Raw genomic sequence first — 26087 nt, 5'->3', positions numbered from 1 at the left:
CTCTAGCTTTTAATCTTGTCTTTTAATCGGGCATGCATGGTGGTCCATGCGGCGATGAAGCGGTCGACGTCGGCTTGTGTTGTGGCCCATCCCATGGAAATGCGCAAGGCCCCCATGGCGTCATTGTCACTGGCGCCCATGGCGCGCAAGACGTGGCTGGTTTTCACCGTGCCGCTGGAGCAGGCGGACCCGGATGAAACCGCAATGCCGGCCAGGTCGAGCGCCATCAATTGTGTTTCCGCCGGAATACCCGGCAGGCCGATTTGCGTGGTGGTGCCCACGCGTGGGGCCTGGCTTCCGAAAATTTTCAAGCGCGGTTCGATGGCGGAGAGTTCGCGTTCAATGCGGTCGCGCAAATCGGCCAGGGTTTTTATTTTATCCAGGTCCTTGATCGCTTCGTCCGCGGCAATGCCAAAAGCGGCGATTCCAGCAACATTTTCGGTGCCTGCGCGCATGCGCTTTTCCTGTCCGCCGCCATGGATCAGGGCCTTGATATCCGCGCCGGGCGCGATAATCAATGCGCCAACGCCGTGCGTGCCGCCGATCTTGTGCGCGGACAGGGACAGGCTGTCGACTTGCAGGGCGGAGAGATCAATCGCGATTTTTCCGGCGGCCTGAACGGCGTCGCAATGCACGCGCGTTTGCGGTGATACGCGGCGGATCAGTCGGACGATATCCCCCACGGGTTGAATGACACCCGTTTCATTGTTGACCAGCATGACCGCCACCAGCGCAACGGGCGCGCCGTTTGTCAGCATCTGTTCCAGTGCGCCAAGATCAACAACCCCAGCGGATGTGACGGGAATACGCTCTGCGCTGGGTGCGGCCTCCAGCACGGAGGGGTGTTCAATCGCGCTGATCAAAATGCGCGCATTGGCGAAGCTTTTGATCGCGATGTTGTTGGATTCCGTGCCGCCGCTGGTGAAGGTGACGTAGTTGCGATCACACGCGCACAGGGTGGCAATTTGCGTGCGCGCATCTTCAATCATTTTGCGTGCTTTACGCCCAAAACCGTGGATAGAGGAGGCGTTGCCCGTCTGCGTCAGGGCCGTTGTGATGGCCGCCATCACCGCCGGGCGCGCAGGCGCCGTGGCGTTGTAATCCAGATAAACGGGTTCGTTCTTCAAATTGTCGGTCATAACGGGCCGGAGAATAGGGGAATCAACAATAAAATTCAATGAATTACAGGAAAATTTTGGACTTTTGGCGCTGGGCTTGCTATACCCGGGGCCATACCAGAGATAAACGAAAATCGGGGCAGTGCCGTTGATTTCCGGGGGTATGGGGCCTCCGAGCGGTTTTGAACCGAAAACAAAGAAGACCGAAGAGTCAGGGGAATTTATGCCAGAGATTATTTTCAACGGGCCGGCCGGCCGTCTGGAAGGCCGTTACGTCCATGCGAAAACGCCGAACGCGCCGTTGGCCCTCGTCCTGCATCCGCACCCGGAGCATGGCGGGACGATGAATAACAAAATCACGTACCACATGTTCCAGACATTCGTGGAGCGCGGATTCTCGACTCTGCGATTCAACTTCCGCGGCGTCGGCCGCAGCCAGGGTATCTATGACCGTGGCGAGGGCGAATTGTCCGATGCCGCATCGGCGCTGGACTGGATGCAGGAATTGAACCCGAACGCACCGTATGTGTGGGTTGGTGGTTTTTCCTTTGGTGCGTGGATTGGCATGCAATTGCTGATGCGCCGCCCGGAAATCCGTGGCTGGATCAGCGTATCGCCCCCGGCCAACATGTATGACTTCACCTTCCTGGCCCCGTGCCCGACCTCGGGCCTGATTATTCAGGGCAACAAAGACAACATCGTTCCCGAACCGCATGCCGAGAAGCTGGTGCAGAAACTGCGCGCGCAAAAAGGTATTGAAGTTGATTACCGCGTTGTTGATGGTGCGAACCATTTCTACAACGACCGTATCGATCAAATGGTTGGCCACATGCATGATTACCTGAACCGCGCCGATGCGGGCCGCAAGGTTGTCGTGCCGCCGAAGCTGATCAGCGCGGCTTAATTGTGACCGGTTATCCGAACTACGTTTTCAACTCTCCGCAGGACCGTCCGGTTCTGCGGAGAGTTTTTTCTTATCATGCCGATGTGTATGATCTGGATGCGTATGAATCTGTGTCGTCCGGCCTTGGTCAACGCGTTTGGGATATGATTGAAAAAGAACAGGCGCATCAGGCGAAGATGGAACAGCTTCGCGCAAAATTGAACACCCCCAAATTCTGGCCGTTCTGATTTTTTACAGGGCTTTGACGGCATCTAAAACGTCCTCGGCATGGCCGGGGACTTTTACTTTGCGCCAGATCTTTGCAATCTTTCCATCCGCGTCGATCAGAAACGTCGTGCGTTCGATGCCCATATATTTTTTGCCGTACAGACTTTTTTCCACCCACACGCCGTATTTCTCAGTGGCAGTCCCATCCTCATCGGCGGCCAGCGGAAAATTCAAATCATATTTGTTGGAAAACTTCACATGCCTGTCCACGGGATCGCGGGAGACGCCCAAAATGGCGGCTTTCGATTTTTTGAATTTTGGCAAATTGTCGCGGAAGCTACAGGCCTGTGTGGTGCATCCGGGCGTATCGTCCTTGGGATAAAAATAGAGAACCAAGGGTGCCCCCGCATAATCCTTCAGGGTGACGGTGTCGCCATTCTGGGTCTTCATTTTAAAGCTGGGGGCCTTGGACCCTTCTTTCAATGCGGGCATGGTGTTCTCCTTTGGTGGGCCGGATGCTGTGTTTAAACATGGCATTCTGGTCATTTCGGTCAAGTGTTCTTGAAAAGTCCTGTTGGTTCCGGGGCTTGGCCGGATTATGATCGGCATGTCGTTCTATGGGGCTTTTGAGTGAACCAGCGCACTTTGGGTATTCTACGGAAAATCGGGCTCGCCACTGTTGAGGTGGTGATGGTTCTTGCTGTCCTGTTGGTTTTGGCTGCCGTCGCGCTGATGCTGCGCCTGCAGGCCGGGTCGCTGGATATCGCCTTCGCCAAATCCTTCCTGCAAACCGAGCTGAGCGATATTGACCCCAGCATCGCGGTTGAGATGGATCACGTCCTGCTGGAATGGTCGCAAATTGATTCCCGCCCGCGGATTACGTTGCAGAATGTGCGCCTAGTCAATCGTGCGGATAGCCGGACCATGCTGGGTATGGATTCGCTGGGCCTGTCATTGGCGCGCGGTCGGTTGTTGCTGGGCCAGGTTGTGCCGCGGGCGGTGTTTATTGATCGTCCGTTGTTGACGGTTGTGCGCACGGCGGATCGTAAATTTACGCTCGGGCTGGATGATGGCGCGATGCCCGATACGGATATGCCCGAAGCGCAGAGTGAATTTTTGTTCAATTTGCTGGATACGCTGTCGCAGGATGTTGATGACATGCCCGTCGACTGGCCGATGAAATCGCTGCGCATGGTGCGTGTCACCGGCGCGCGCATGATGGTCGAAGATTACGCGGTCCAGCAATCATGGTTGATCCCGCGTCTGGATGTCATGTTCCGCAAGGGGCGTGACGGGTTGCTGGCCACATCCACGTTGTGGATTGAACAAGATCGTGGCGATGCCAATATCATGCTGGATGCGGCGTACGACCGTGACAGCAAGACCCTGATGGCGCGGTTGAACGTGCAGAGTATTTCAACCCCCTTCCTGGCGACGAAATTCCCCGAACTGGCGTGGTTGCAGGGACAGGATATTCCGTTGCAGGGAACGGTCGAGCTGGCCATGGATAGCGGCCTGTCTTTGCACACCGCAAATTTCAATTTGCAGGTTATGGCGGGGCAGGTGAGCCTGCCGGATTTGTATGATGCGCCGCTGGCGTTTGAAAATATGAATGTCAAAGCCTCGTTCAACCGCACGGACCGAATCTTCCATATCGAAGATGTGTCGGTACAGGTTGGTGGTCTGGCTGTATCGGCGCAGGCCGATGTATCGGGCAACCCGGATGTCGGTTTTACCGCGCCGATCACATTGCGCATTCCCGACCTGCCGCAGGCCAGCGTGGCCCCGCTCTGGCCGAAAGTTTTGGCCGAAAAATCCATTACGCCGTGGGTGTTGGATCATTTATCCGGCGGGCGCGTTCATGATGCCGAAATCAAGGTGTCATTGAAGGCGCAAAAATCGGTGGCACCGGAAACGGGCGAAGATGTTGCTGGTGAAATGGATGTGACGGTTGACGCGCTGACCGCCGATTTCGGTATCGAAAACATGGATATCGATTACCGTGCGCCGTTGATGAAGGTGAAGGCCGCCAACGGGTCGGGGCATTTTGACATTAAAACCGATACGCTGTCGTTCAAGGTGGACAAGGCCGCTTTGGGTGATATGGCCGTGTCCGAAGGCACGGTGGTCATCGATACCGTGACGGGGGATGGGGTTGGAACGGCGGATATTGACCTGCGCCTGACGGGGCCGCTGAAAACTGTGTTTGAATATATTCGCGCCGAACCGATCGAAGCGGGGCGTGATTTCCCCGTGCCGTTGGAAAAGGTGGCGGGTGATGCCGATTTGAAAATCGGGGTTGATTTGCCGACGGCCGAACATGTGAAGGAAGAAGACGTCAAGGTCACCGTGGATGGCACGTTGAACAATGTCGTCATGCCGGGCCTGGTCAGCGGGCTGGATGTGGCGGGCACCGGGCTGGTCATGAAAATGGCGGGCAACGAAGTGTCGGTTGAGGGGCAGGGAAAAATCTCCGGGCGCGATATGAAATTCCGCTGGGCCCAGTTTCTCAGCACGGCGGGTCAGCCTTATAATTATCAAGTTGTGGCCGAAACTGTGATTGATCCGGAATTGCGGGCCCATTTCGGGGCCGATCTGGCCGATTGGGTCGCGGGGTCCGCGCCGGCCAAGATCACCTATACCGAGAAGCAGGATGGCAGCGTGGCCATCGACCTGAATATTGACGCCACGCCCGCAACATTGATGGTGAAGCCGTTCAAGTATGAGAAGAAGCCAGCCGTTCCGGCGACCGCATCGGCGCGGGTCAATCTGGGGCCGGGCGGTGTGTTGCGCGATATTCAAAATCTGTCCATCACCACACCGGATGCCAAGGTTGACAATGCGATCCTGAATTTCCGTCAGGCGAAGGAAGGCCCGCAAATATCCAGCGGTAAATTCCCCAATGCCCGTTTGGGGGCTACGCGCGGGACGCTGGAATTTACGCAGGGCGCCGATGATATTCTGCGCCTGAATGTAACGGGGCAATCGTTTGATGCGCGCCCGTTCCTGGATAATGACGGCAAGGCCGGACAACAGCCAGCGCAAGATGGCCCGGCGATCGTGGCCTTGGTTCAGGTTCCGGTCATGCTGACCAACAAGGATCAGTCGATCAAAAACGCCAAGGTCGATCTGGAAATGGATCGCCGCAGCGAAGTGACGAAGCTGGATGTCGATGCTGCGGTGGGCAAGGGGACGCTGACCTTCCGTTATAAGCCGGACAGCACGGGCCGTATGGTGTTGACGATCGACAGCAATGATGCGGGCGCGGCGCTGAAGGCGTTTGGATATTATGAGAACATGGTCGGTGGCACCTTGCGTGTCGATGGCCAGCCGCCCAAAGGTTTGTATCGCGGGAAATTACAGGGCCATGCCCTGATTTCCGATTTCCGCGTGGTCAATGCTCCGGTGCTGGCCCGTTTGCTCAGCGCGATGAGCCTGCCGGGGATTTTGCAATTGTTGGGCAGTGACGGGATCGATTTTACCAAGCTGGAAGGTAATTTTCTCTGGGAACAACGCTATGGCGGGTCGCTGATGACCATTCTGGATGGTCGCACGGCGGGTTCCGCCATGGGGTTGACGTTCCAGGGCACGTTGGATGAAGCCAAGCAAACCATGGATATCAAGGGTACGATTGTCCCGGTGTCGATGGTGAATGATTTGATTTCCAGCATCCCCTTGATCGGCGATGTCATTACCGGCGGCGGCGGGGCGGTGTTTGCGGCCACCTATACTATTCGTGGCCCGACCAGCAACCCGACAACCACCGTGAACCCGCTGGCCGTTCTGGCGCCGGGATTTTTACGGAAGCTGTTCTTTGAATAATAAAAAACGCGGAAAGAATGCTTTCCGCGTTTTTTATATGATGGTTGGCGATTGGCTTATGCCTTAACCCGGACCAGCGCGTGTTTCTTTTTACCGGATGAAATTTTGATATATCCCTCACCGGTCAAATCATTGGCCGCAATGGTGTGGGCCACGTCGTTGATTTGTGCATCATTGACACGGGCACCGCCCCCTTGGATCAAGCGGCGGGCATCACCCTTGGATGAGGCCAGGTCCAGATCGCACAGCACATCGACCAGGGCAATGCCGGAATCCAGAATGTTGCGGTCATATTCAATGCTCGGCAAATCACCGCCAACACCGCCTTGTTCGAAAACCTTCTGCGCGGTTGCGGCGGCTTCGTGGGCGGCGGCCTCACCGTGGCAGAGTTTGGTGGCTTCAAACGCCAGAACTTTCTTCGCCTCATTGATGTCCGATCCGCCGAGGGCTTCCAGTTTTGCGATCTTATCCAGCGGCAGCATGGTGAACAGGCGCAGGAATTTGCCGACGTCGGCATCTTCGGTGTTGCGCCAGTATTGCCAGTAATCGTATGGGCTGCACATATCGCCGCGCAGCCAGACCGCGCCATTTTCCGTCTTGCCCATTTTCGCGCCCGACGCGGTGGTCAGCAGCGGGCAAGTCAGGACGAACAATTCCGCGTTATCCGCGCGGCGGCCCAGTTCAACGCCGTTGATCATGTTGCCCCATTGGTCCGATCCGCCCATTTGCAGGATCGTGCCATAACGGCGGTGCAGTTCGACGAAATCGTACCCCTGCATGATCATGTAGTTGAATTCCAGGAAGGTCAGCGGCTGCTCCCGGTCCAGACGCAGTTTGACCGAGTCAAAGGTCAGCATGCGGTTGACGGTGAAGTGCGTGCCATACTCGCGCAGGAAATCCATGTAATTCAGGTTCAGCAGCCAGTCGGCATTGTTGACCATGGTCGCGGCGTTGGTCGCGGTGTCATAATCGATATAGGACGCAAAGCTTTCCTGAATGCTGGCGATATTGGTTTTGATTTCATCCTTGGTCAGCAACGGGCGCGTTTTATCCTTGAACGACGGATCGCCCAGCATGGCCGTGCCGCCCCCCATCAGGGTCACGGGTTTATGGCCGCATTTCTGGAACCACATCAGCATCATGATGGAAATCATGTGCCCGACATGCAGGGATTTGCCCGTGGGGTCATAGCCGACATAAGCCGAGCATGACCCGGCGGCCAGTTTCGCGTCCAGCCCGTCAAAATCACTGCACTGGTGGATAAAGCCACGTTGTTGTAAAATGTTCAGGAATTCGGATTTATAGCTGGCCATGGTGCCAAGTCCCGGATATCTAAGCGTTTATTGGTGTTTTTCCGAAATTGTGATAGCAGGAAGCCATGCAAAAGCCAAGAGAATACACGGTTATCGGCCTGATGTCGGGCACATCGCTGGATGGGATTGATGCGGCACTGATCCGGACCGATGGCGCGGATTCCCTGACACATCTGGGGTTTATCACGATTCCTTATGCGGATTCTGTGCGGGATGCCTTGCGTGCATGTCTGGGGCGCCGTGTGGACAATGACGGTACCGTAGCGCGGGCGGAGGCCTTGATGACCATGGCCCATGCCGATGCGGTCCGGGCTTTGCTGGCGCAGACCGGGGTGGATGCGGCGGATGTGGACCTGATCGGTTTCCATGGCCAGACGATCATGCATGACGCGCCCGGTGGTTTTACGTGGCAGATTGGCGATGGCGATTTGCTGGCGCGCGAAACCGGTATTGATGTCATCAATGATTTTCGCACCAATGATGTGAAGCATGGCGGGCAGGGTGCGCCGTTGATCCCGCTTTATCACCGGGCCATGGCGGCGTCATCGGGGTTGGATTTGCCGGTGGCGATTTTAAATATCGGCGGTGTGGCGAATGTGACATGGATCGGGGCCGATGGACGATTGAGTGCGTTTGATACCGGACCCGGAAATGCCATCATCAATGACTGGACCCGCCAACAGACCGGCGCGGAATTTGACCAGGATGGTCAATTGGCCAAATCTGGAACGTTCCACAATGGGCTGGTGCGTGGTTGGCTGGGGCACCAATATTTCCGCGTGGCCCCGCCGAAATCGCTGGACCGCGATGCGTGGCATATCATTGGCGATCTGGTCGGGATGAGCGCGGCGGATGGCGCGGCGACGCTGACCCGGTTTACCGTTGAATCCATTGCCGCCGCGCGCGATCATCTGCCCGAGGCACCAAAGGCCTGGTACGTGGCCGGTGGCGGGCGGTTGAACCCGGTGATCATGGATGGCTTGCGTGATGTACTGGGCGTGCCCGTTCATTCGATTGACGCATTGGGCTGGAACGGCGATGCGGTCGAGGCCGAAGGGTTTGCATGGCTGGCTGTGCGGTCTCTGCTGGGGCAGCCCTTGTCGGTGCCTGAAACAACCGGATGCAAAATCGCGGTCAGCGGCGGGCGGTTGCATCCCGCCCCCGGAAAAACAATGCGCGTGGGCTAGGTGCTTTCAATGCCGCGTATCGTTGCTGTGTCCTCTTCCTCGTTAAATGACGCCGCGCAGATTTTGCGTGATGGCGGATTGGTGGCCATGCCGACCGAAACGGTGTATGGCCTGGCGGCCAATGCGCTGGACGGTGTCGCGGTGGCCAAGATTTTTGCGGCCAAGGGACGCCCCGGGTTTAACCCGCTGATTGTGCATGTGCCCGATGTCGCGGCGGCGGAAAAGCTGGTCGTGATGAATGATGCGGCGCGCCTGGTCGCGGAATCGTTCTGGCCGGGGCCGTTGACGATGATCCTGCCGCGGGCGGAACACTGCCCTGTATCCGATTTATGTTCTGCGGGTTTGCTAACGCTGGCTATTCGTGTGCCCGCGTTGAAGGCGACACAGGATCTTTTGCGGGCCTGTGCCGTGCCGCTGGCGGCTCCCAGTGCCAATAAATCCGGGTCCATCAGTCCGACCACGCCGAAACATGTGGCCGATTCCCTGGGGGATGCGGTCGATATGATTTTGGCGGCGGGGGCGTGTGATGTGGGGTTGGAATCAACGGTGCTGGATATGTCGGGTGCGGTGCCCGTTGTCCTGCGTCCCGGGGCAATCACGGCGGAACAGATCGGCCATGTTCTGGGGTGCGACGTTGGGTATGATCTGGGTGATCATGGCGGGGCGGATGTGAAATCACCGGGGCAATTGCTCCGCCATTATGCGCCGGGTATCCCGTTGCGCATGCGGGCGGTGGATGTTGCGCCGGGCGAGGCTCTGCTGGCCTTTGGCTCTACGCGCTTTATGGGTGTGCGTGGTGGGGGTGCAGCCAGCGCATTGCCCGATCATGCCCTGCGGAATTTGAGCGAGAACGGCGATCTGTACGAAGCGGCCTCCAATCTGTTTCGCATGATGCGCGAATTGGATAACGGGCAGAATAATGGGATTGCCGTGATGGATATTCCCGACACGGGTGTCGGGCTGGCGATCAATGACCGTTTGCGCCGCGCCGCGGCAGGCAGTGCGAAATAGCCCCCAAAACGCATAGTCTCCTATATTGTCATTCCCGCGAAAGCGGGAATCCATGGTGATGATCCGATGTCCTCTATGGATTCCCGCTTTCGCGGGAATGACAGGAGAAAGAATAAACAAAGCGCCGCAAAATTTGCGGCGCTTTTCCTGATCTTAACCCAATCACGGATGATTATGCGTTGATCTCGAACGCATCCATGGCGCGGACCGGCTGGTATGCAACTTGTCGAGGCATGAAGTTGTTCATCATCAACGCCATCATGGCGATGAACCAGAACATGTCATCATCCGTCTTTTGGGTGTTCATGGGTGCCTTCACCGTTTGGTGGGCGCTGCGCGCGCGTCCTTCACAGCATCCCTGCATGGCGCGAACGGCACGGCCAAAGCGACCGGACAGAGCGTGACCACAGTGAAAGCATTTGCGAAGAAAACGTGTCATTTGGACCTCCTATACTTGTTTGTCCATGTCTATTTTATAGCAAAAAATGCGTATCATTTCAAGTATAGATTTAAACAGTGAAATATATATTAAATACAAATTAACAATCAGTATTTGATATTAACAATCAGTATTCGAATAATAAATACTATATTCGGATTTGTATTTATTTATAGTTACAAGTAATCATTTAAAATCCGAATGTGAATATTTGTGGAGGTGCGCAAAAAGAAAAATCCCGAATGCTTGCGCATCCGGGATCAAGGTGGGTCTGGAGTTGGAAACTGGGTCTAAACGCTGATGGATGTCATCAGGCGGGGGCGCATGATGCGCTCGTGCGCGCCTTGGTTATCGTCGTCATCTTTCTTGCGCTGATGGGCGGCGGTGTTGGTGCCCGTATCCCCCGGCGTGCTGAGCTGTGCCATGGTCATCACGGTGATCGGATCGGTGATCAACCCGCCCGTTGGAACAGCATCGCGCGATTTGTCATTGCTGAGCAGGGACAGCGATGATTTCGCCATGGACAGTTGTGCGTTGGTCCACAAGGACCCTGCGGCGGATGTTGCGTCATCATCTTCGCCAAAGCCCAAATCGCGCGTCGCGATAAATTGCGGGCGCGGTTGAATGCGCAGTCCGTCACCATTGCTGTCCAGCGGTTTAAATTGATCGGGTTTGCGTGATGGAACACCGGGGGCCAGGCGATTGGCGCGCAGCGCATCGGTGTCGATGCTGCCGTCACTGCCGAACTTCTTGTCAAAGAACGCGTACACTTGCGCCAGTGATTTGGCCTGTCCGGTTTTGGAATTGTAAAAGACGTTGTAATTGGCTTTCGCGGCCTTGGGGAACAAATCGGCGGCGGCTTGGAGCGGGTTATCCTTCATCGCGTTCAGGAACGCTGTCGCCTGTCCCGCGCCCAGGAAGTGGGCGAAATACATTTCGGTGGCCCCGATATCGCCGTAACCCTTATCCAAATTCTGTTGCATATACGCCTTGTTATCGGCGGCAAATTCCGCAGCCATATAGGAGGCGATTTGCGGGTCATCGCGCAGGGCCAGAATTTCTTTCCGCACGGCCTTGTCGGCGACTTTGTAATTGCTGGAAATCTGATCGGCATAATCGCCCAGGCCATATTGCGCGCCGTGGTCCTTCACCATCTGCAGCCAGGTGCGTTCAATAAACTGGTACAGGCCGCGGGCGGAACTGGTCTTGGCTTGGGCGTCGGTGTCGAAGCTGCTCTCGGCGGCAGCTTTTTCCATCAAATAGGCAAAATCAACCCCGGTGGCCGTGCTAGCTTTGTGGATGGCGGCGGTCACGTCCGCGCCAGCCCGCTGGCTCAGGGCTTCTAACTCTTTGTTATATATGGCATTACCGTTCACATTCATGGTTTTTTGTCATATCATCCAAAAGGGTGGGGCGGATCAAATGGCGGCCCTGTTCGGAATGATCATCGCAAGGACCGTGCCAGATGGGTTCCGAATCAACCGGGGAGCGATATATAGTGAAGGGGCCCGATTCGGGCGTCTTATGCCAACCCCTTCGTTGACCTGGATTTTTTCGAAAATGACTGATTACACCCCCCCGCAAAAGGATATGGCCTTTCTTCTCAATGATGTGATTGGGTTGGGGGGCATTCCGGCGGCGGCGGATCTGGATGCGGAAACAATTGACGCCATCCTGGGCGAAGCCGGCAAACTGGCGCGCGATGTTCTGGCCCCGCTGAACCACAGCGGTGATCAGGTGGGTAACGTGTTGAAAGACGGCGTCTTAACCACGCCGCCGGGGTTCCGCGATGCGTACAAACACTATGCCGAAGGGGGGTGGAACGCGGTGCCGTTTGATCCCGATTTCGGTGGGCAAGGTTTGCCGTGGGTTGTGGCCTTCCCGGTGATGGAGATGTGGCAGGCGGCCAACATGTCCTTTGGTCTGTGCCCGTTGCTGAACCAGGGCGCGGTTGAAGCCATTCACAGCCACGGGTCCGATGCATTGAAAGCGGCCTATCTGGAAAAACTGATTTCCGGTGAATGGACCGGCACGATGAACCTGACCGAACCGCAGGCGGGGTCCGATTTATCGGCCATTACCACCCGCGCGGTGAAACAGGCCGATGGCAGTTATAAAATCACGGGCCAGAAGATTTTCATTACATACGGCGAACATGATTGGGCCGACAATATTATCCATCTGGTTCTGGCCCGCACGCCGGATGCACCGGAAGGGGTGAAGGGCATTTCCCTGTTTATCGTGCCGAAATTCATTCTGGATGAAAACGGTAACCCGGGTGCGCGCAATGACGTCAAATGCGTCGGTATTGAACACAAATTGGGCATTCACGCATCGCCCACCTGCACCATGCAATATGGTGATGCGGGCGGGGCCACCGGATATCTGGTCGGGGTTGAAAATGAAGGCCTGAAATACATGTTCACCATGATGAACAATGCGCGTCTGTGCGTCGGGTTGCAGGGTGTGGCCGTGGCCGATCGCGCGACACAGGCCGCCATTGATTACGCCAAGGGGCGCGTGCAGGGCCGTGCCTTGTCCGGCGCGGGGGATCGCGTTGCGATCATTCACCACCCGGATGTTGTGCGTATGATTTTGTCAATGAAGGCGCAGGTCGAAGCAGGTCGCGCCATGGCATACGAAGCGGCGCGCGCGCTGGATCTGGCCCACACGGGGGATAAGGCGATGCAGGCGCGTGTCGATTTCCTGACCCCGATTGTCAAAAGCTGGTGCACCGATATGGCGGTGCGCGTGACATCGATTGGCGTGCAAATTCACGGCGGTATGGGGTTCATCGAAGAAACGGGCGCGGCGCAATATTACCGCGATGCCCGCATCCTGCCGATCTATGAGGGGACCAACGGTATTCAGGCGGCTGATCTGGCCTTCCGCAAGATCCTGCGTGATGGCGGGGCGGCGGCGCAGGCGTGGCTGGATGACATGGATGGCGTGTGCGCGCGCCTGAATGCGGCGAACCAGAATGATCTGGGCACATTGGCGACCGCATTGAAAACGAACGTGACGGCGTTGCGTGCGGCGACGCAGGCGCTGGTGCAATCCGGGACCAATGATCCCGATCGCGTCGGGGCGATTGATGCCCCGTTCCTGCATGCGTTTGGTACCGTATCGGGCGCGGCGATGATGGCGCGGCGCGCGTTGGCGGCCCATGGTGGTGCAGCCGATGCCGCGTTCCAGGCCACGCAAATGGATATGGCGCGGTTCTACTTCGCCCATATTCTGCCCGAAGCGCAGGCGGCCCTGGATGTCGTGTCCCATGGGGCGGATGTTGTGACCGGGTTTGATATTGCGCGGTTGTAACAATGCGCCACAGGTTTAAAAAAAGCCCCGGATCAATCCGGGGCTTTTTTTATGGGTGATTGGTGTGACGCTTTAATATTTCACATCCGGATCATTGGTTGCGCCAAAGCCGGGCATGCCACATTCCAGCATGGCATTCTTGCGCAGGCCGCCGATATAATCATTGTTCATGCGTGGATTGCGTGTGTAACGCTCGGCCACCTTGTTCGCGGTGCATCGGCAGAAATCTTCGTAATCTGGGCGGGCCCAGCTCATATATTCCGTGCAGCTTTTATAGATATATCCCGCAACGCCCGGCGTGTTCGGGCACATGGTGTTCACGTCATTCATTATGATGTTGCGTACGGCATAGGGGCCGCGCTTGATGCGTTCGTCCAGATATTTCACGGCGATGCAACGGCAATCCTGGAATGCGGAAAAATACGTGTTGTCACTACATTCCTTCTCGACGCTGACCATTTCATCCAGCAATTCCTTGGGCAATTCTTCCGGTGGAATGTCGGCGACACTGCGGGGGCCGGGAACTTTCGGGGCCAGAATGGTCAGCCCCGTGCCCGGTGCGGGTTGCGCGTTTGCGTCGGGTGCGGCGGGCGTCGCCGGGACGGGGGATTTGCCCGCGGCATCATCGGCGGCAATTTGTCCTTCGGTCACGTGCTGGGGCGCGCTGGGAATGCCCAGCCGTTCTGATGCGGCATCGGCCCCCGGTGGCGGTGCGGACAGTGTGTCCTGCGCCCGGGCGGATAAAGCGAGCGGGGCGGATAAAGACAGGGTCAAAAACAGGGTCAAAAGCAAATGTTTCATGGGCTTATCATACCACCACCGGGTAAATAGAAAAATAACCCATCACCATCGGGGGTGTAAAAATCGAGGCATGAAAAAAGCCGGGCTTTCGGGCCCGGCTTTTTCGTATCCATAAAAACCCGTTGGCTTAAGCGGAGCGGTTTTGTCGCCGCGAATTTTTTGCCACAGACCCTGAATTTGGGCGGCGGCGGCCTTTCCGGAATCGCCGGCGGTTTGATCGGCGTTCTGGCTGATGCCTTGGGCCGGGTTGGCCGGTTTTTGCAATTTTCCAGCTTTTTCCAGTTCCTGCATGCGGCGCATTTTAATGCGGCGTTGTTGTTCAACCAGTTCGGCCTTCAGTTCTTCGGCCTGTTTCTGGCTGTACTGGCTGGTCAGCAGGACTTGCTGCGCCTGTTTTTGCCACTGGTCGCGCTGGGCTTTGTTGTCTTCCAGTTGGTCCTTCAGCGAATCAACCTGTTCTTCCAGCATTTTGACGCGCATTTTCAGGCGCTCAATTTCCAGCATGTCGGCCGCGCGTTTCAATTCGGCTTCGGCGCTGGCGTTGTTTTGCAGGGCGGCGTGGCCGGTGCCTTGCGGCAACAGGCCGAACACGCGGTCCAGTTCGGATACATCAACGGTGCGGCGGCCATTGGCGTCCACTTCGAACGACAATTTACCCGTGCCCATCGCGCGCTGGATGGTGGATTTGGAACGGCCTGTTAATTCTGCGGCTCGTTGTGCGCCAACTTTTGCCATGGTGAAATCTCCCTCTGATTAAATTATTTCGTTTTGCTGTCTTCTTTTTCCAGCTTTTCATTCAGCAGGCGGGTCAGACGTTGCCACTGGCTGCCCGAGAACAGGTGGGCATACAGGAACGGCAGCCAGCCGCGCTTGCGCCACTCCAGGAAGTCCTTGTCATCCATCTGGGTCAGTTTCTGTTCGTCCAGAATGCGGAACCCGGCGAAGTTGATGCGACGGTTTCCGGCCACGACGATTTCGGCCTTGCGATCCACCAGCAATCCGCTGGCGGCCAGATACCGCGAAAACTCCAACGTTTGCTGGGCGGCGGCGTGATAGGACTTGCAGAATTCCAATGCGTTCTGAGCCAGCGCGCTCGGCTTGCCATCGGCATCAAAGAATTTCTGTTCGCCGTTTTCTTCGGTGACTGTGTCGTTGATGTCCACGCACAGGGTCAGTTGATCACTGCCCGGCAGTTCGGAGAAGATGAACGGGTAACGGCGGATATAAGCGGGAATGTATGCGCCTTCTTCCCACGTGCCCTTGTTTCCAACGAACAGGTTTTCATTATCGCGCAGACCCATGATCGCAACCGGGGTTGCGTTTTCATCCGGGCTGAATGCGATCGGGTAGAAGTGGCAGACCTGCGGCATCTCGATCATGTTGACCGGAACGGCATTCACATCGGAGGCGTAATCAAAACCAAAATTTTTTTTCAGCGCCAGGTTCGCATGGCGTTTGGAATCCAGCGGGGCCGGATTGGTGTAAAACAGCGGCATCGGTCGGACTGTGCCGTCGTCCTTCGGGGCGGTGTTCTTGTCGACCATGGGAATGACCTTTCGCGTGTCTTAATCAAGTGGTGCAATTTTTAATCTGGAATGGCTCCACTTAAGCAAATGCGCCCCTGTGGATCAATCCCAAAGGGGTAGATGAGCGGTTTTATCCGCAAGGGCCCGTCAGTTGAGGTGGGGGGATCAGTCGAAGGTCAGGCGATAGCGCAGGGCCGCGTCACCATAGGCGATATAAGAGGGCAGGCGGTCCCGTGGGGCGGTGAACAGGACCTCGCCCCCGTCTTTGAGGCGTTGCATATTGCCGCCCGCGGCTTGCAAAATGACCAGGTCCGCGGCGATATCCCATTGATATCCGCCGCCTTTTTCCAGTGTTTCATCGCGGCCCGTGCCGACATGCAGGTCGGCTGTGCCTTGGGCGACCTGCAGATTGCGGGGCAATCCGGGGCGGATCGCCGGGGTTTCGGGCAGGTGCAGGATATCCGCCAGCCGTTCCCGGGTGGCATCATACAAAGCCGGGTCGGCATGAGTCTGGTTGAACAGGACGCGCAAACGCCCGGCTTCCTCGGCCGGGGCTGCTGGACGGGTCTGGATCGTATGGATCGCGCCTGACCCGATCTGGCGCATGGCGGGCAGGCCGGTGGCCCCCATATAGAGGACATCCTGCACCGGGCTGTAGACCACACCAATCACGGGTCGCCCCTCTGCGATCAGGGCGATTTTGACGCAGAAACCGCCCGTGCGGGCCAGAAATTCCTTGGTGCCATCCAGCGGGTCAACGACCCAGTATGGGGCCCCATTGGCGGTGTTGGGGTCGGTGTCGTTTTCTTCGGATACGACCGGAATCGTGGGGGTCAGCTCGGTTAAGGCCTGAACGATATAGTCGCTGGCGGCCTTGTCGGCGGCGGTGACGGGGGAATTGTCGTCCTTGATTTCCAGTTTCAGCGCCGTTTCATCCGTGTTGGCATAATAATGCATGATGATCGCCCCGGCATGCTGGGCAATCAGGCCGACAGGGGGGAGCAATTGTGCGGCGGCGGCTTTATCCATCAAGTTGCGGGCCATCTGTGGTTCGAGGTTTGCGCAATGAGATTTCAATATTCTGGAAATACTGTCCCAGATTGTGCGGGATTGGGCAAGAAAAAAGGCCCATCGCCCGCGCACTCTGCGAAGACGGGGGTAGATTAATCGCTCACGCGCCGCAATGCAACGCAGCAATTGCCCGCGCCCTGTTCCGGGTGGGGCAAATCGGCTAAAGTTTGGGCCTGATGATGCGCGACCATTTAACCCAGCTTGAAAACCAGACTTTGTACATCCTGCGCGAAGCGGTGGCACAGGTGGCACCGCTGTGCATGCTCTGGTCCATGGGCAAGGATTCCACCGCGTTGTTGTGGATGGTGCGCAAAGCGTTTTTCGGGCGCGTGCCGTTTCCGCTGGTCCTGCTGGACACCGGACAGGAGCTGGAGGCGGTTTATGAATTTCGTGACGCCCTCGTGCGGGATTGGAACTTGCCCTATATCACCGTGCCATGCCCGCCGGAATCCGAGATGGATGCGACCCTGCCCCCCGCCACCCGCGCGGCACAGCGCAAGAGTGTCGGTCTAAAAAACTTCATTGCGCAGGAAAAATTGCGCGGCGTCATCGTTGGTATCCGCCGCGATGAACAGGCGTTGCGGGCGAAGGAACGTGTTTTTTCCCCGCGCGATTCGTTCGGCGCATGGGATGTACGCGAACAACCGCCGGAATTGTGGGATTGTTACCGCCCCGTGGTGCCCGATGGCGGCCATGTGCGCATTCACCCGTTGCTGAACTGGACCGAGTCCGATATCTGGCGTTATACGCAACGTGAAAACATTCCATTCGTGCCGCTGTATCTGGCGCGGGATGGGATGCGCTATCGGTCGCTGGGGGAAAAAAACATCACCCATCCGGTGGTCAGTGAGGCCGCCAGTATTGATGATATTATCCGCGAACTGGATTCAACCCGCACATCCGAACGGGCCGGACGGTCGATGGATTGTGAAACGGAAAATTCGTTCGAACTTCTGCGCACGCGGGGGTACATGTAATGCACACCCCACTTCGTATCGTTATGGTCGGGCATGTCGATCATGGAAAATCCACTTTGCTGGCGCGTCTTCTGCATGATTGCGGGTGTTTGCCCGATGGGGCGGTCGATGCGGCGCGGGCGGCATCCACTGCGCGTGGTAACGATGATTTTGAATGGGCCTATGTCCTGGATGCGTTTCAGGCGGAACGGGACCAGGCCGTGACCATCGACATTACACGCCGGATCCTCAAGGCGAATGACCAATCGTACGTTTTAATTGATGCGCCGGGGCACCGTGAATTTCTGCGCAATATGGTGACCGGGGCCAGTGATGCCGATGCGGCGATCTTGGTTGTGGATGCCACCGAAGGGGTGTGTGACCAAACCCGCCGCCATGCCCTGCTGGTCCAGCTTTTGGGTGTGTGCCATGTGATTGTTGCGGTCAATAAAATGGACGCGATTGATTATGATTCATCTGTGTTTGACCGGATCGCGGCGGATATGCGGGCCCTTCTGGCGGGATTGGATCTGGCGATCATGTCGATTATTCCGGTGGCCGCGCGCCATGGGGTGATGGTGCGGTCCCGTGGTGACGAGATGGGCTGGTATGACGGCCCCACAATTGCCGAGGCGCTGGGGCGGTTGACGCCTCCGCCCGCACATCATGGTGGGCCTTTGCGCTTTATTGTGCAGGATATTGATCGCCGTGATGGTCAGCGCGTGATTGTCGGGCGGGTTGATCGCGGCACGATCCGGGTGGGTGATCGGGTTTTATTGTCCCCGCTGAATGAAACCACAACGGTTGATAAGATTGTGGTCTGGCCCAACGATCATGATCATATCACGGCCCAGGCCGGGGATGTTGTGGGATTGGTGTTGTCTGACCGCGTGTTTGTCGAACGCGGGCATGTGATCAGCCATGGTGATCACGGGCCGTTTCTCAGCAATGTTTTCCGGGCGCGGCTGGTCTGGCTGGGGGATGCGGATGTGCGGCCCGGTGATGTTTATACGGTCCGGGTTGGCACACGTGAACTGGTGGCCAGTGTGCAGGCGATTGAACGCGTGGTCACCGCCGATGATTTAACGCCGCATTACCACGCCGCATCCGCCCCGCGCCACGCGGTGGTCGATATGACGTTGCGCGCGCAAGGGCTGATGGTTCTGGATGCGGGGCATGACGGGGGTGGTTCGACCCTGTCGCGTCTGTGTTTGTATGATGGTCCCGATCTGGTCGCCGGGGGTGGGGTTGATGTGTCCGGGTATCTGGACCAACGCGTCCGCCCCAGCCGTGGTGGTACGAATTTGCACACGGTTCACGGATTGGTGACCGCGGCGGAACGTACAACGCGCATGGGGCATCGTGGTGGGGTATTCTGGCTGACCGGGTTGTCGGGGGCGGGAAAATCGACCCTGGCCATGCGGGTGGAACGGGCGTTGTTTGACCGCGGTTTTGCCACCTATGTGCTGGATGGCGATAATGTGCGCGGTGGGTTGACCGCCGATCTGGGGTTCAGCCCCGCGGATCGCAGCGAGAATAACCGCCGTGTCGCCGCCGTGGCGGGGTTGATGGCGGATGCGGGGTTGGTGGTTTTAAGCGCCTTTATCTCCCCTTTCCGCGCCGACCGGGCGCGGGCGCGTGGATTTGTTCCGGCGGGGGCTTTCCATGAAATCTATGTGCGGGCCGATCTGGCAACATGTGAATTGCGCGATCCCAAGGGTTTGTATAAAAAGGCCCGCATTGGACAGATCGCCGATTTTACCGGCATCGATTCCCCATACGAAGAACCGGAAAATCCGGATATGGTCGTGGACACGCAAACCCATGACATTGACCATTGTGTGCGCATGATTGTCGATTACGTGATTGCAAAAACCAAAAATGAAAAGGCGTGAGCATCCATGAATAAATTATTCGACCCGGCTTATTATGGGGCGCTGTGCAATATGGTCCGTCGCGCGGCCATTGCCGCGGGGGATGAAACGCTGAATTATTTCGACGAATCCGGTGTGCCCGAAACGATGATCAAGGATGATGGGTCACCGGTGACTCTGGCCGATCATGCGGCGGAAGAGATTATTTTGAAAGCGTTGGCCGATATCGACGACACGGTTCCCGTGGTGGCCGAAGAATCCGTGGCCGCGGGGCGCATTCCCGATCTGAACGGTGTGTCACGATTCTGGCTGGTCGATCCGCTGGATGGCACCAAGGGCTTTATCAGCGGCAGTGGCGAATATTGCGTCAATATCGCCCTGATCGAAAATGGCGTTCCGGCCTTGGGGGTGATTTATGCACCCGTGGTTGGCGAATTGTTCGCGGGCTATGGTCCGGACACGGCGTTGCGTTACATGGTGGATGATGATCAGGAGAAAGATATTGCCTGTCGCCGCGCCCCGCGTAACGGCCTGACCGTGATGACCACGCGCCATCATGGTGATGTGGACCGTCTGAATGGATATCTGGAATCGCTGAAGGTGGAAAAGCTGCTGAAGCGCAGTTCTGCTTTAAAATTTTGCGCCATCGCTTTTGGTAAGGCCGATTTGTATATCCGTGCCGGGGAAACATCGGAATGGGACAGTGCGGCGGGGCACGCCATTTTGCTGGCGGCTGGGGGCAATGTTGTGGATGCGTCCGGCAACCCGTTGACCTATGGCCATGCCGATCGCGGATTTAGAAATCCGGATTTTGCCGCCGCGTCGGATGATGTTCTGCCCATGCTGGATGGATTGTTCTTTACGCGCGCCGCTTGATAAAAATTACCGGGGCGACCTGTTCAATCACGCTGCGCTTGATTTGATCGGTGTAGGGGATTTGGGGGGCGTTCTCTTTCTCTGGGTCCAGCCATCCCTGCACATGCACCCATATATCATCCTCACGCACCAGTCGTTTGATGGTGGATGCGCCGTCATTGCGGCGGATCAGCACGGCATCGCCCGTGTGCGCCCGTGTGTTGGGGGATATGATACAGATATGGCCGGGGTGAATTCCCTCGGGCACCATGCTCAACCCGCTGGCCACCACGGCGTATAGTTCCGGGTCCGGCCAATCCAGCGTCGCGTTGATTTTATACCGCACGGGATTGTACCACCCCTGTAATCCGCATTCGGCAAAGCCGTAGACCGGAACAGGATTGTGCGCGGGCGATGATTGTTCATCCATGCCGCCATAGACCAGCCAGTCGAGCGATACATTTCCCGCCGTGGCCAGACGGATCAGCGCGCCGCGCGTGGGCTCGCCCCCCTTCAGGTAACGTTGAATGGCGCCCAGCGATAATCCGCTCGCGCGCGCCAATGCGTTCTGGCCCCCGGCACGGGTGACCAGGCGCGCAATGCGTGCGATGAAATCGGAATCTGTTTCAGCGTTGGTGTCGGGTTTTGGTGCCATGAATCAAAAATACACGTAAAAATTGTTTTTGGCCTTGACCAAGGATGGGGTCCGGAGTTACTTTTATAAAAGTTGATTGCAACTTTTATAATTTTAATGGATGGGGCGGATATGGCCAAGGATAATCGTAGTGATTTGAATATAAACGAAAAAATCGGTGAAAATCTGCGCCTGTTGCGACAGGTGGTGGGGCTGTCGCAACGGGATCTGGCCGATATTCTGGGGGTGTCGTACCAACAGGTGCAGAAATATGAGGCGGGATCAGATCGCATCCCGGTGGAGGGGTTTGTCCGCCTGCGCACCACGCTGGGTATTTCCATGGATTCTCTGATTGCGGATGAACCGGATTGGATGCCCCTGTCGAACGATCAGATGACGGATGATTTGGCGGCGGATGATGATGCGCGCGGACCGACGGGCATGCCGGAATCCTATGACCCTTTTGTCCTGGGCCAATATCTGCAAAAGCGGGTCCGCGGGGTGAAGCACCCGGCGGAGGGGTATAAAATTGCCCGCGTTGTGGATGTGCTGTGTGCCGGATGATCAAGCCCGCGGGTGACAGGGCGGGGGGGAGAATGGTACAAGGGATGTGGCTTTGACCCCCCCCATAACCACAGGACCCTGAAACCGTGCCGCACTCATCTTCTTCCGCTCTTGATGATCTTTTGACCGTGCGCGATTTTATTCGCTATGGCGTCAGCCGCATGATTGAGGCGAATGTTGTTTTTGGCCATGGCACCACAAACGCCTATGACGAAGCGGTCTTTATGGTGCTGGAAGGTTTGCACCTGCCCGTGGATCAGTTGGAGCCGTATCTGGATGCGCGACTGATCGGGGCAGAGCGGGAGAAGATGATCAGTTTGATCAATGCCCGCATTGCGACGCGTAAACCGGCGTCCTATTTGCTCAACCGTGCGTATATTCAGGGCATTCCGTTTTACGTTGATGAACGCGTGATTGTGCCGCGCTCTTATATTGGTGAAATTCTCTGTGCCGAAGATGGCTTTATCGGCATTTCCGATCCGTGGGAGATTACATCCGTTCTGGATCTGTGCACGGGGTCGGGGTGTCTGGCCATTCTGGCGGCGCATTTGTTCCCGAACGCAACGGTGGATGCCGTAGATTTGTCCAAGGATGCGCTGGCTGTTGCGGAATTGAATGTGAAGACACTGGAATTGACGGATCGCATCAGCCTGCATCACGGTGATTTGTTTGCGCCGTTGAAGGGTAAAAAATATGATTTGATCATCACCAATCCGCCTTATGTCGACCCGGCGGAGATGGAGGTGTTGCCGCCGGAATATCGTGCGGAACCGTCCATGGCGCTGGATGGCGGCGGGGATGGCATGGATATTGTTCGCCGCATTCTGGCGGATGCCCCCGATTATTTGAATGATGATGGGGGCCTGTTGTGTGAAATTGGCACCGGGCGGCACATCATTGATGATGAATATGCCAATCTGCCCTTCCTCTGGCTGGATACAGAGGATAGCCAGGGTGAGGTTTTCTGGATCACGCGGGATGAAATGATGGACGTTTGATTTTTAGAACGGCCAGAATTTCGGGATCACAACCATTGATACCGCGAACATGATCAGGTTCATCGGTATGCCGATGACAAGAAAATCCTTGAATTTATATCCGCCCGCACCATAGACGAATGTGTTGGTCTGGTAACCGATTGGTGTGGCGAAGCTGGCGCTGGCGGCGAACATGACCGCAACCAGGAACGGTTTGGGATCCAGCCCCAGTGATGTGGCCACGCCAATCGCAATCGGGGCCAGCAGGGCGGCCACGGCATTGTTACTGACAATTTCCGTCAGGACGGATGTCAGGATATAGAACACCGCCAAAATCATCAGCGGCCCGCCCAGCGTTTCGGCCAGTTGCACCACTTGTTCCACCACCAGCGCCGCCGCGCCGGTGCGTTCCATGCCCAATGACAATCCCAACATGCCGAAAATCAGGAACAGGATCGACCAGTCGATGGTCTTGTAAATATCACGCGGTTCGATGCAGCGGGTTACGGTGACGAAAAACGCGCCAACAATCGCCAATGCCGCAATCGGCATAACATCCAGCGCGGCCAGCCCGACCACGGCGATCAGGGTCAGAACGGCCAGCGGGGCCTTGTTCCGGCGCATGGGCTGTTCTTCCTGAACGGTCAGATTGACCAGGCCGCTGTCTTCGAACAATTGCGTCATGCCTTGAATGGGGCCTTCCAGCAGCAGGGCGTCACCCATTTGCAATTGCTGGCGCTTGGGGCCGCCGATGGCAGTGCGGTGCTCGGCCTGATGGACGCCGACCACGTAAACGCCGTAATTCCGGCGAAAGCGCAGGGCGGATACCATTTTCCCGATCAGAGGGGAATTGTTGCCCACGATTCCTTCGACCACGACGTTTTGGGATGCGCTGACCGGTTCGAAATCGCTGAGCGTGGTGGTGTCAAATTCGACGGCGCCGGATTCCTTGATACCCAGAATTTCCCCGGCGTTGGTTTCCATGACGATGCGGTCACCGGCTTTCAGCAACAATTCATCCAGATGATCCTTCATGGAATCGCCGTGACGGATGACGTCCAGAATGTGCGTGTCCTCGCCCTTGTTCAGCATCGAACTGGTCAATTTTTGTCCGATCAGGGCTGAATTGTGCGGGACCAGCAATTGGGCGATATATTTCTTACCCGTGCCGCCGCCGATCATGCTGGCCAGCGATTGGCGTGTGGGCAACAGATGGCGACCAATCAGCACCATGAACAAGGTTCCGGCCGCGGCCAGGATCAAGCCGGGGGCGGTAATTTCAAACATGGAAAAGCGCGCCGCACCGCTGTTCTCCGCAATCCCGCTGACCAGCAGGTTGGTGGATGTGCCGATCAGTGTCGTGGTGCCCCCCAGAATGGCGGCATAGGACAGGGGGATCAAAACCTTGGATGATGCGATGTCCATCTTGCGCGCCAGCGCGATCAGGACGGGTGTTAAAACAATAACGACGGGTGTGTTGTTCATAAACGCCGAAATCACCAGCGCCACGGGCGTGACCGCCAGGATCAGACCCAATTGCCCCTTGCCTGCGAAACGATTGATGCTGCGCCCCAGATACTCAACACATCCTGTGCGTTCCAGTGCGGCGGAAATAATGAACATGGCCCCGATGGTGATGGGAGCCGGGTTGCTGAACACGCTCAGCGCATCCTTGGTGGACAGAATTCCGGTCAGGATCAGAACGGCCAGCGCGCCGAGCGCGATAATGTCAGGTGGCATCCGCTCCAGAAGGAACGCCACAAACACGCCAATGATCAGGCCGTAAATCAGCCAGATGTCCCAGGCGATGCCAAAAAATTCAATGCCACTCATAAACCCGATCCCGTCCCATAATGTGCGGCCATACTACCAAAGGATGGTCCTTCAATTATATAGGCGTTGGGCCAAGGATCTGTATATATCGGGTAAAATATTGATTTTTATGCAAAAACAACCGTAACGCCGCGGCGTTTGAAATACGATTGCATCATTTTGCGACCCTGACGGTTATTTTGCGGCAGGCGGGCCGGATCGACGGTGATGCTGGCCGCGCCATTGGTTTTCAAGGCGGCTTTCAGCGCATCAATGCATTCATCAATGTTTTCGTTGTCGTTGTCGAGAGAGGCGTAAACCGCTTCCAGCGCCTGTTCAATCGTCATAGTCCGCTCACCGTTATTATGTGTGTCTGTTGGGCTTTATGACTAGCACAGGCGTCGGCGGTGGAAAAGGGGGGCTTAGCCCTTGAAGCGGCGGAAAATGTCCAATGTTTCGGCGCTGATATGGTGTTCGATGCCCTCGGCGTCGAATTCGGCGGTATCCGGTGGCACGCCCAGCCGGATCAGGAAGGCCAGAACGATTTCATGCCGCTCCTTGCATTTTTGCGCCAGCGCCCGGCCCGTATCCGTCAGGAAGATGGATCGATAGGGTTCGCTGTCCACATACCCTTCATCCTTCAGGCGGGATATGACCTTGCTGGCCGTGGCATGGGACACGCCCAGCCGGGTGGACAGGTCGCTCAATCGGGCTTCCTGTTGCGCGTCGATCAAATCGGCGATCAGTTCCACATAATCTTCGGTGGTTTCCGTCTGATGGGCTTCGCGCACGCGGGAAAACCATTGCGATTGCGTCTGCGGATCGGCCAGAACCAGTTTCTTCTTTTTCGGGGTCATGTGTGTGCCTTTACCGTTGGGCGGCGCGTGGTGGACCACACCAAAGCCCCCAGAAAGAACAGGGATTGAATAACAACGATCAATGGGGCCGTCGCCGCATCGATGTGGAAACTTATAATCGTTCCGGCCAGGCAGGAAAAGACCGAAACACCAACCGCCACCATCATCATGCGGTCAAACGACCGGGTCAGCAGGAAGCCAATCGCCCCCGGCGCAATCAACATGGCGACCACCAGAATAATGCCGGCGGCTTTCAATGCGGAAACGATGGTCAGGGCCAGAAGGATCAGCAGGCCGAAATGCAAGAATTTGATGGGCAGGCCCAGAACGGCGGCGTGGGCCGGGTCAAAGCAATACAGCATCAAGTCGCGGCGTTTGATCACCATGATGGCGGTGACGATGGCGGAAATACTTCCCGCCTCAACCATATCGCGGGTGGAAACTCCCAGGACGTTGCCGAACAGGATGTGGAGCAAATGCACGTCGGTTTCAATTTTGGTCAGCAGGACGAGGCCGAGCGCAAACATACCGGAAAAAAGAATACCCATCACGGCATCTTCCTTCACCCGGCTGTTATTTTTTAAATACCCCGTCCCGACGGCGCAGAGCAGTCCGGCGACAAAGGCGCCAATCGCCATCGGCATGCCAATGACATAGGCAATGGCAATGCCGGGCAATACGGCATGCGATACGGCGTCCCCCATCAGGGACCAGCCCTTGAGGACCAGGAAACAGGAAAACACCGAACACACCACGCCGATCATGGTGGAGATGATCAGGGCGCGTTGCATAAAATCATGCGACAGCGGTTCGATCAGGAATGAATACAGCGTGTCCATGT

At 56.8% G+C, this 26087-nt stretch carries 25 protein-coding genes; 11 read left to right on the top strand and 14 right to left on the bottom strand.

Annotation, left to right across the window (positions count from 1 at the left end; translation table 11 throughout):
* Positions 1-2: 2 nt before the first annotated feature.
* Positions 3-1139 (bottom strand): cysteine desulfurase family protein, encoded by a 1137-nt coding sequence (locus A11S_RS09570; protein WP_015468321.1) that lies wholly within the window; start codon positions 1137-1139, stop codon positions 3-5.
* A 202-nt stretch (positions 1140-1341) separates the two neighbouring features.
* Here A11S_RS09570 and A11S_RS09565 point away from each other — a divergent pair, with 202 nt between their 5' ends.
* Both A11S_RS09565 and A11S_RS09560 read left to right on the top strand, forming a co-directional pair.
* A complete protein-coding gene (locus A11S_RS09565; RefSeq protein WP_014103599.1) occupies positions 1342-2022 on the top strand; it encodes an alpha/beta hydrolase in 681 nt (226 codons plus the stop codon).
* 2 nt (positions 2023-2024) lie between these two features.
* Positions 2025-2249, top strand: a complete 225-nt coding sequence (locus A11S_RS09560; protein WP_015468319.1) for a DUF2335 domain-containing protein — start codon at positions 2025-2027, stop codon at positions 2247-2249.
* A gap of 4 nt (positions 2250-2253) precedes the next feature.
* Here A11S_RS09560 and bcp read toward each other — a convergent pair whose 3' ends face one another.
* The gene (gene bcp / locus A11S_RS09555; RefSeq protein ID WP_015468318.1) at positions 2254-2721 is read right to left on the bottom strand and encodes a thioredoxin-dependent thiol peroxidase; all 468 of its coding nucleotides are present in this window, start codon (positions 2719-2721) and stop codon (positions 2254-2256) included.
* Between the two features lie 138 nt (positions 2722-2859).
* Between bcp and A11S_RS09550 the strand changes: the two genes are divergently transcribed.
* Positions 2860-6051 (top strand): YhdP family protein, encoded by a 3192-nt coding sequence (locus A11S_RS09550; RefSeq protein ID WP_148285133.1) that lies wholly within the window; start codon positions 2860-2862, stop codon positions 6049-6051.
* Positions 6052-6107: 56 nt separating this feature from the next.
* Here the strand turns inward: A11S_RS09550 and tyrS are convergent, their stop codons facing one another.
* Positions 6108-7364: a tyrosine--tRNA ligase gene (gene tyrS / locus A11S_RS09545; RefSeq protein ID WP_015468316.1), complete on the bottom strand. Its 1257-nt coding sequence runs from the start codon at positions 7362-7364 to the stop codon at positions 6108-6110.
* A 65-nt stretch (positions 7365-7429) separates the two neighbouring features.
* Here tyrS and A11S_RS09540 point away from each other — a divergent pair, with 65 nt between their 5' ends.
* Together A11S_RS09540 and A11S_RS09535 are read left to right on the top strand one after the other, a co-directional pair.
* Positions 7430-8551: an anhydro-N-acetylmuramic acid kinase gene (locus A11S_RS09540; protein ID WP_015468315.1), complete on the top strand. Its 1122-nt coding sequence runs from the start codon at positions 7430-7432 to the stop codon at positions 8549-8551.
* Between the two features lie 9 nt (positions 8552-8560).
* On the top strand, positions 8561-9562 hold the full coding sequence (locus tag A11S_RS09535) for an L-threonylcarbamoyladenylate synthase (RefSeq protein ID WP_015468314.1): 1002 nt from the start codon (positions 8561-8563) through the stop codon (positions 9560-9562).
* Positions 9563-9734: 172 nt separating this feature from the next.
* Here the strand turns inward: A11S_RS09535 and A11S_RS09530 are convergent, their stop codons facing one another.
* Positions 9735-10001, bottom strand: coding sequence for a hypothetical protein (locus A11S_RS09530; protein WP_041802677.1), 267 nt, complete (start codon positions 9999-10001; stop codon positions 9735-9737).
* Positions 10002-10291: 290 nt separating this feature from the next.
* On the bottom strand, positions 10292-11383 hold the full coding sequence (locus tag A11S_RS11710; RefSeq protein ID WP_015468312.1) for a lysozyme family protein: 1092 nt from the start codon (positions 11381-11383) through the stop codon (positions 10292-10294).
* 178 nt (positions 11384-11561) lie between these two features.
* Here A11S_RS11710 and A11S_RS09520 point away from each other — a divergent pair, with 178 nt between their 5' ends.
* A complete protein-coding gene (locus tag A11S_RS09520; protein WP_015468311.1) occupies positions 11562-13319 on the top strand; it encodes an acyl-CoA dehydrogenase in 1758 nt (585 codons plus the stop codon).
* Positions 13320-13391: 72 nt separating this feature from the next.
* Here A11S_RS09520 and A11S_RS09515 read toward each other — a convergent pair whose 3' ends face one another.
* The 4 genes from A11S_RS09515 to A11S_RS09500 all read right to left on the bottom strand — a co-directional run bounded on the left by A11S_RS09515 (position 13392) and on the right by A11S_RS09500 (position 16675).
* Complete coding sequence (locus A11S_RS09515; protein WP_015468310.1) at positions 13392-14120, bottom strand: hypothetical protein; 729 nt, start codon at positions 14118-14120, stop codon at positions 13392-13394.
* A 42-nt stretch (positions 14121-14162) separates the two neighbouring features.
* Positions 14163-14855: a MerR family transcriptional regulator gene (locus A11S_RS09510; protein WP_015468309.1), complete on the bottom strand. Its 693-nt coding sequence runs from the start codon at positions 14853-14855 to the stop codon at positions 14163-14165.
* Between the two features lie 23 nt (positions 14856-14878).
* A complete protein-coding gene (locus A11S_RS09505; protein ID WP_015468308.1) occupies positions 14879-15664 on the bottom strand; it encodes a SapC family protein in 786 nt (261 codons plus the stop codon).
* Positions 15665-15811: 147 nt separating this feature from the next.
* Positions 15812-16675 (bottom strand): 3'(2'),5'-bisphosphate nucleotidase CysQ family protein, encoded by an 864-nt coding sequence (locus tag A11S_RS09500; RefSeq protein ID WP_148285132.1) that lies wholly within the window; start codon positions 16673-16675, stop codon positions 15812-15814.
* 218 nt (positions 16676-16893) lie between these two features.
* On the opposite strand from A11S_RS09500, the gene cysD reads away from it, so the two are divergent.
* Genes cysD through cysQ form a run of 3 tightly spaced genes read left to right on the top strand, consistent with a single transcriptional unit; the run spans position 16894 to position 20423 of the window.
* On the top strand, positions 16894-17694 hold the full coding sequence (gene cysD / locus A11S_RS09495; protein ID WP_015468306.1) for a sulfate adenylyltransferase subunit CysD: 801 nt from the start codon (positions 16894-16896) through the stop codon (positions 17692-17694).
* Positions 17694-19568: an adenylyl-sulfate kinase gene (gene cysC, locus A11S_RS09490; protein WP_015468305.1), complete on the top strand. Its 1875-nt coding sequence runs from the start codon at positions 17694-17696 to the stop codon at positions 19566-19568. Before cysD ends, cysC begins: the two co-directional genes overlap by 1 nt.
* Positions 19569-19574: 6 nt before the next feature.
* Complete coding sequence (gene cysQ, locus A11S_RS09485; RefSeq protein ID WP_015468304.1) at positions 19575-20423, top strand: 3'(2'),5'-bisphosphate nucleotidase CysQ; 849 nt, start codon at positions 19575-19577, stop codon at positions 20421-20423.
* Here the strand turns inward: cysQ and A11S_RS09480 are convergent.
* Positions 20407-21057, bottom strand: coding sequence for a LexA family protein (locus A11S_RS09480; RefSeq protein ID WP_015468303.1), 651 nt, complete (start codon positions 21055-21057; stop codon positions 20407-20409). The genes cysQ and A11S_RS09480 overlap by 17 nt on opposite strands.
* 111 nt (positions 21058-21168) lie before the next feature.
* Between A11S_RS09480 and A11S_RS09475 the strand changes: the two genes are divergently transcribed.
* A complete protein-coding gene (locus A11S_RS09475) occupies positions 21169-21600 on the top strand; it encodes a helix-turn-helix domain-containing protein (RefSeq protein WP_015468302.1) in 432 nt (143 codons plus the stop codon).
* A gap of 86 nt (positions 21601-21686) precedes the next feature.
* The gene (gene prmB / locus A11S_RS09470) at positions 21687-22598 is read left to right on the top strand and encodes a 50S ribosomal protein L3 N(5)-glutamine methyltransferase (RefSeq protein WP_015468301.1); all 912 of its coding nucleotides are present in this window, start codon (positions 21687-21689) and stop codon (positions 22596-22598) included.
* A 3-nt stretch (positions 22599-22601) separates the two neighbouring features.
* Here the strand turns inward: prmB and A11S_RS09465 are convergent, their stop codons facing one another.
* The 4 genes from A11S_RS09465 to A11S_RS09450 form a co-directional block, all read right to left on the bottom strand.
* Positions 22602-24410, bottom strand: coding sequence for an SLC13 family permease (locus A11S_RS09465; RefSeq protein ID WP_015468300.1), 1809 nt, complete (start codon positions 24408-24410; stop codon positions 22602-22604).
* Between the two features lie 107 nt (positions 24411-24517).
* The gene (locus tag A11S_RS09460; protein WP_015468299.1) at positions 24518-24736 is read right to left on the bottom strand and encodes a hypothetical protein; all 219 of its coding nucleotides are present in this window, start codon (positions 24734-24736) and stop codon (positions 24518-24520) included.
* Positions 24737-24811: 75 nt separating this feature from the next.
* Positions 24812-25246 carry a manganese-binding transcriptional regulator MntR gene (gene mntR, locus A11S_RS09455; protein ID WP_015468298.1) on the bottom strand — a complete coding sequence of 145 codons (435 nt, stop codon included), beginning with the start codon at positions 25244-25246 and terminating at the stop codon, positions 24812-24814.
* The gene (locus A11S_RS09450) at positions 25243-26085 is read right to left on the bottom strand and encodes a metal ABC transporter permease (RefSeq protein WP_015468297.1); all 843 of its coding nucleotides are present in this window, start codon (positions 26083-26085) and stop codon (positions 25243-25245) included. Before A11S_RS09450 ends, mntR begins: the two co-directional genes overlap by 4 nt.
* Positions 26086-26087: the final 2 nt, after the last annotated feature.

Source organism: Micavibrio aeruginosavorus EPB (genome assembly GCF_000348745.1).
Classification (GTDB): domain Bacteria; phylum Pseudomonadota; class Alphaproteobacteria; order Micavibrionales; family Micavibrionaceae; genus Micavibrio; species Micavibrio aeruginosavorus_A.
The sequence above is the reverse complement of the archived record's forward strand: the minus strand, read 5'-3'. Positions and strand labels throughout refer to the sequence as shown.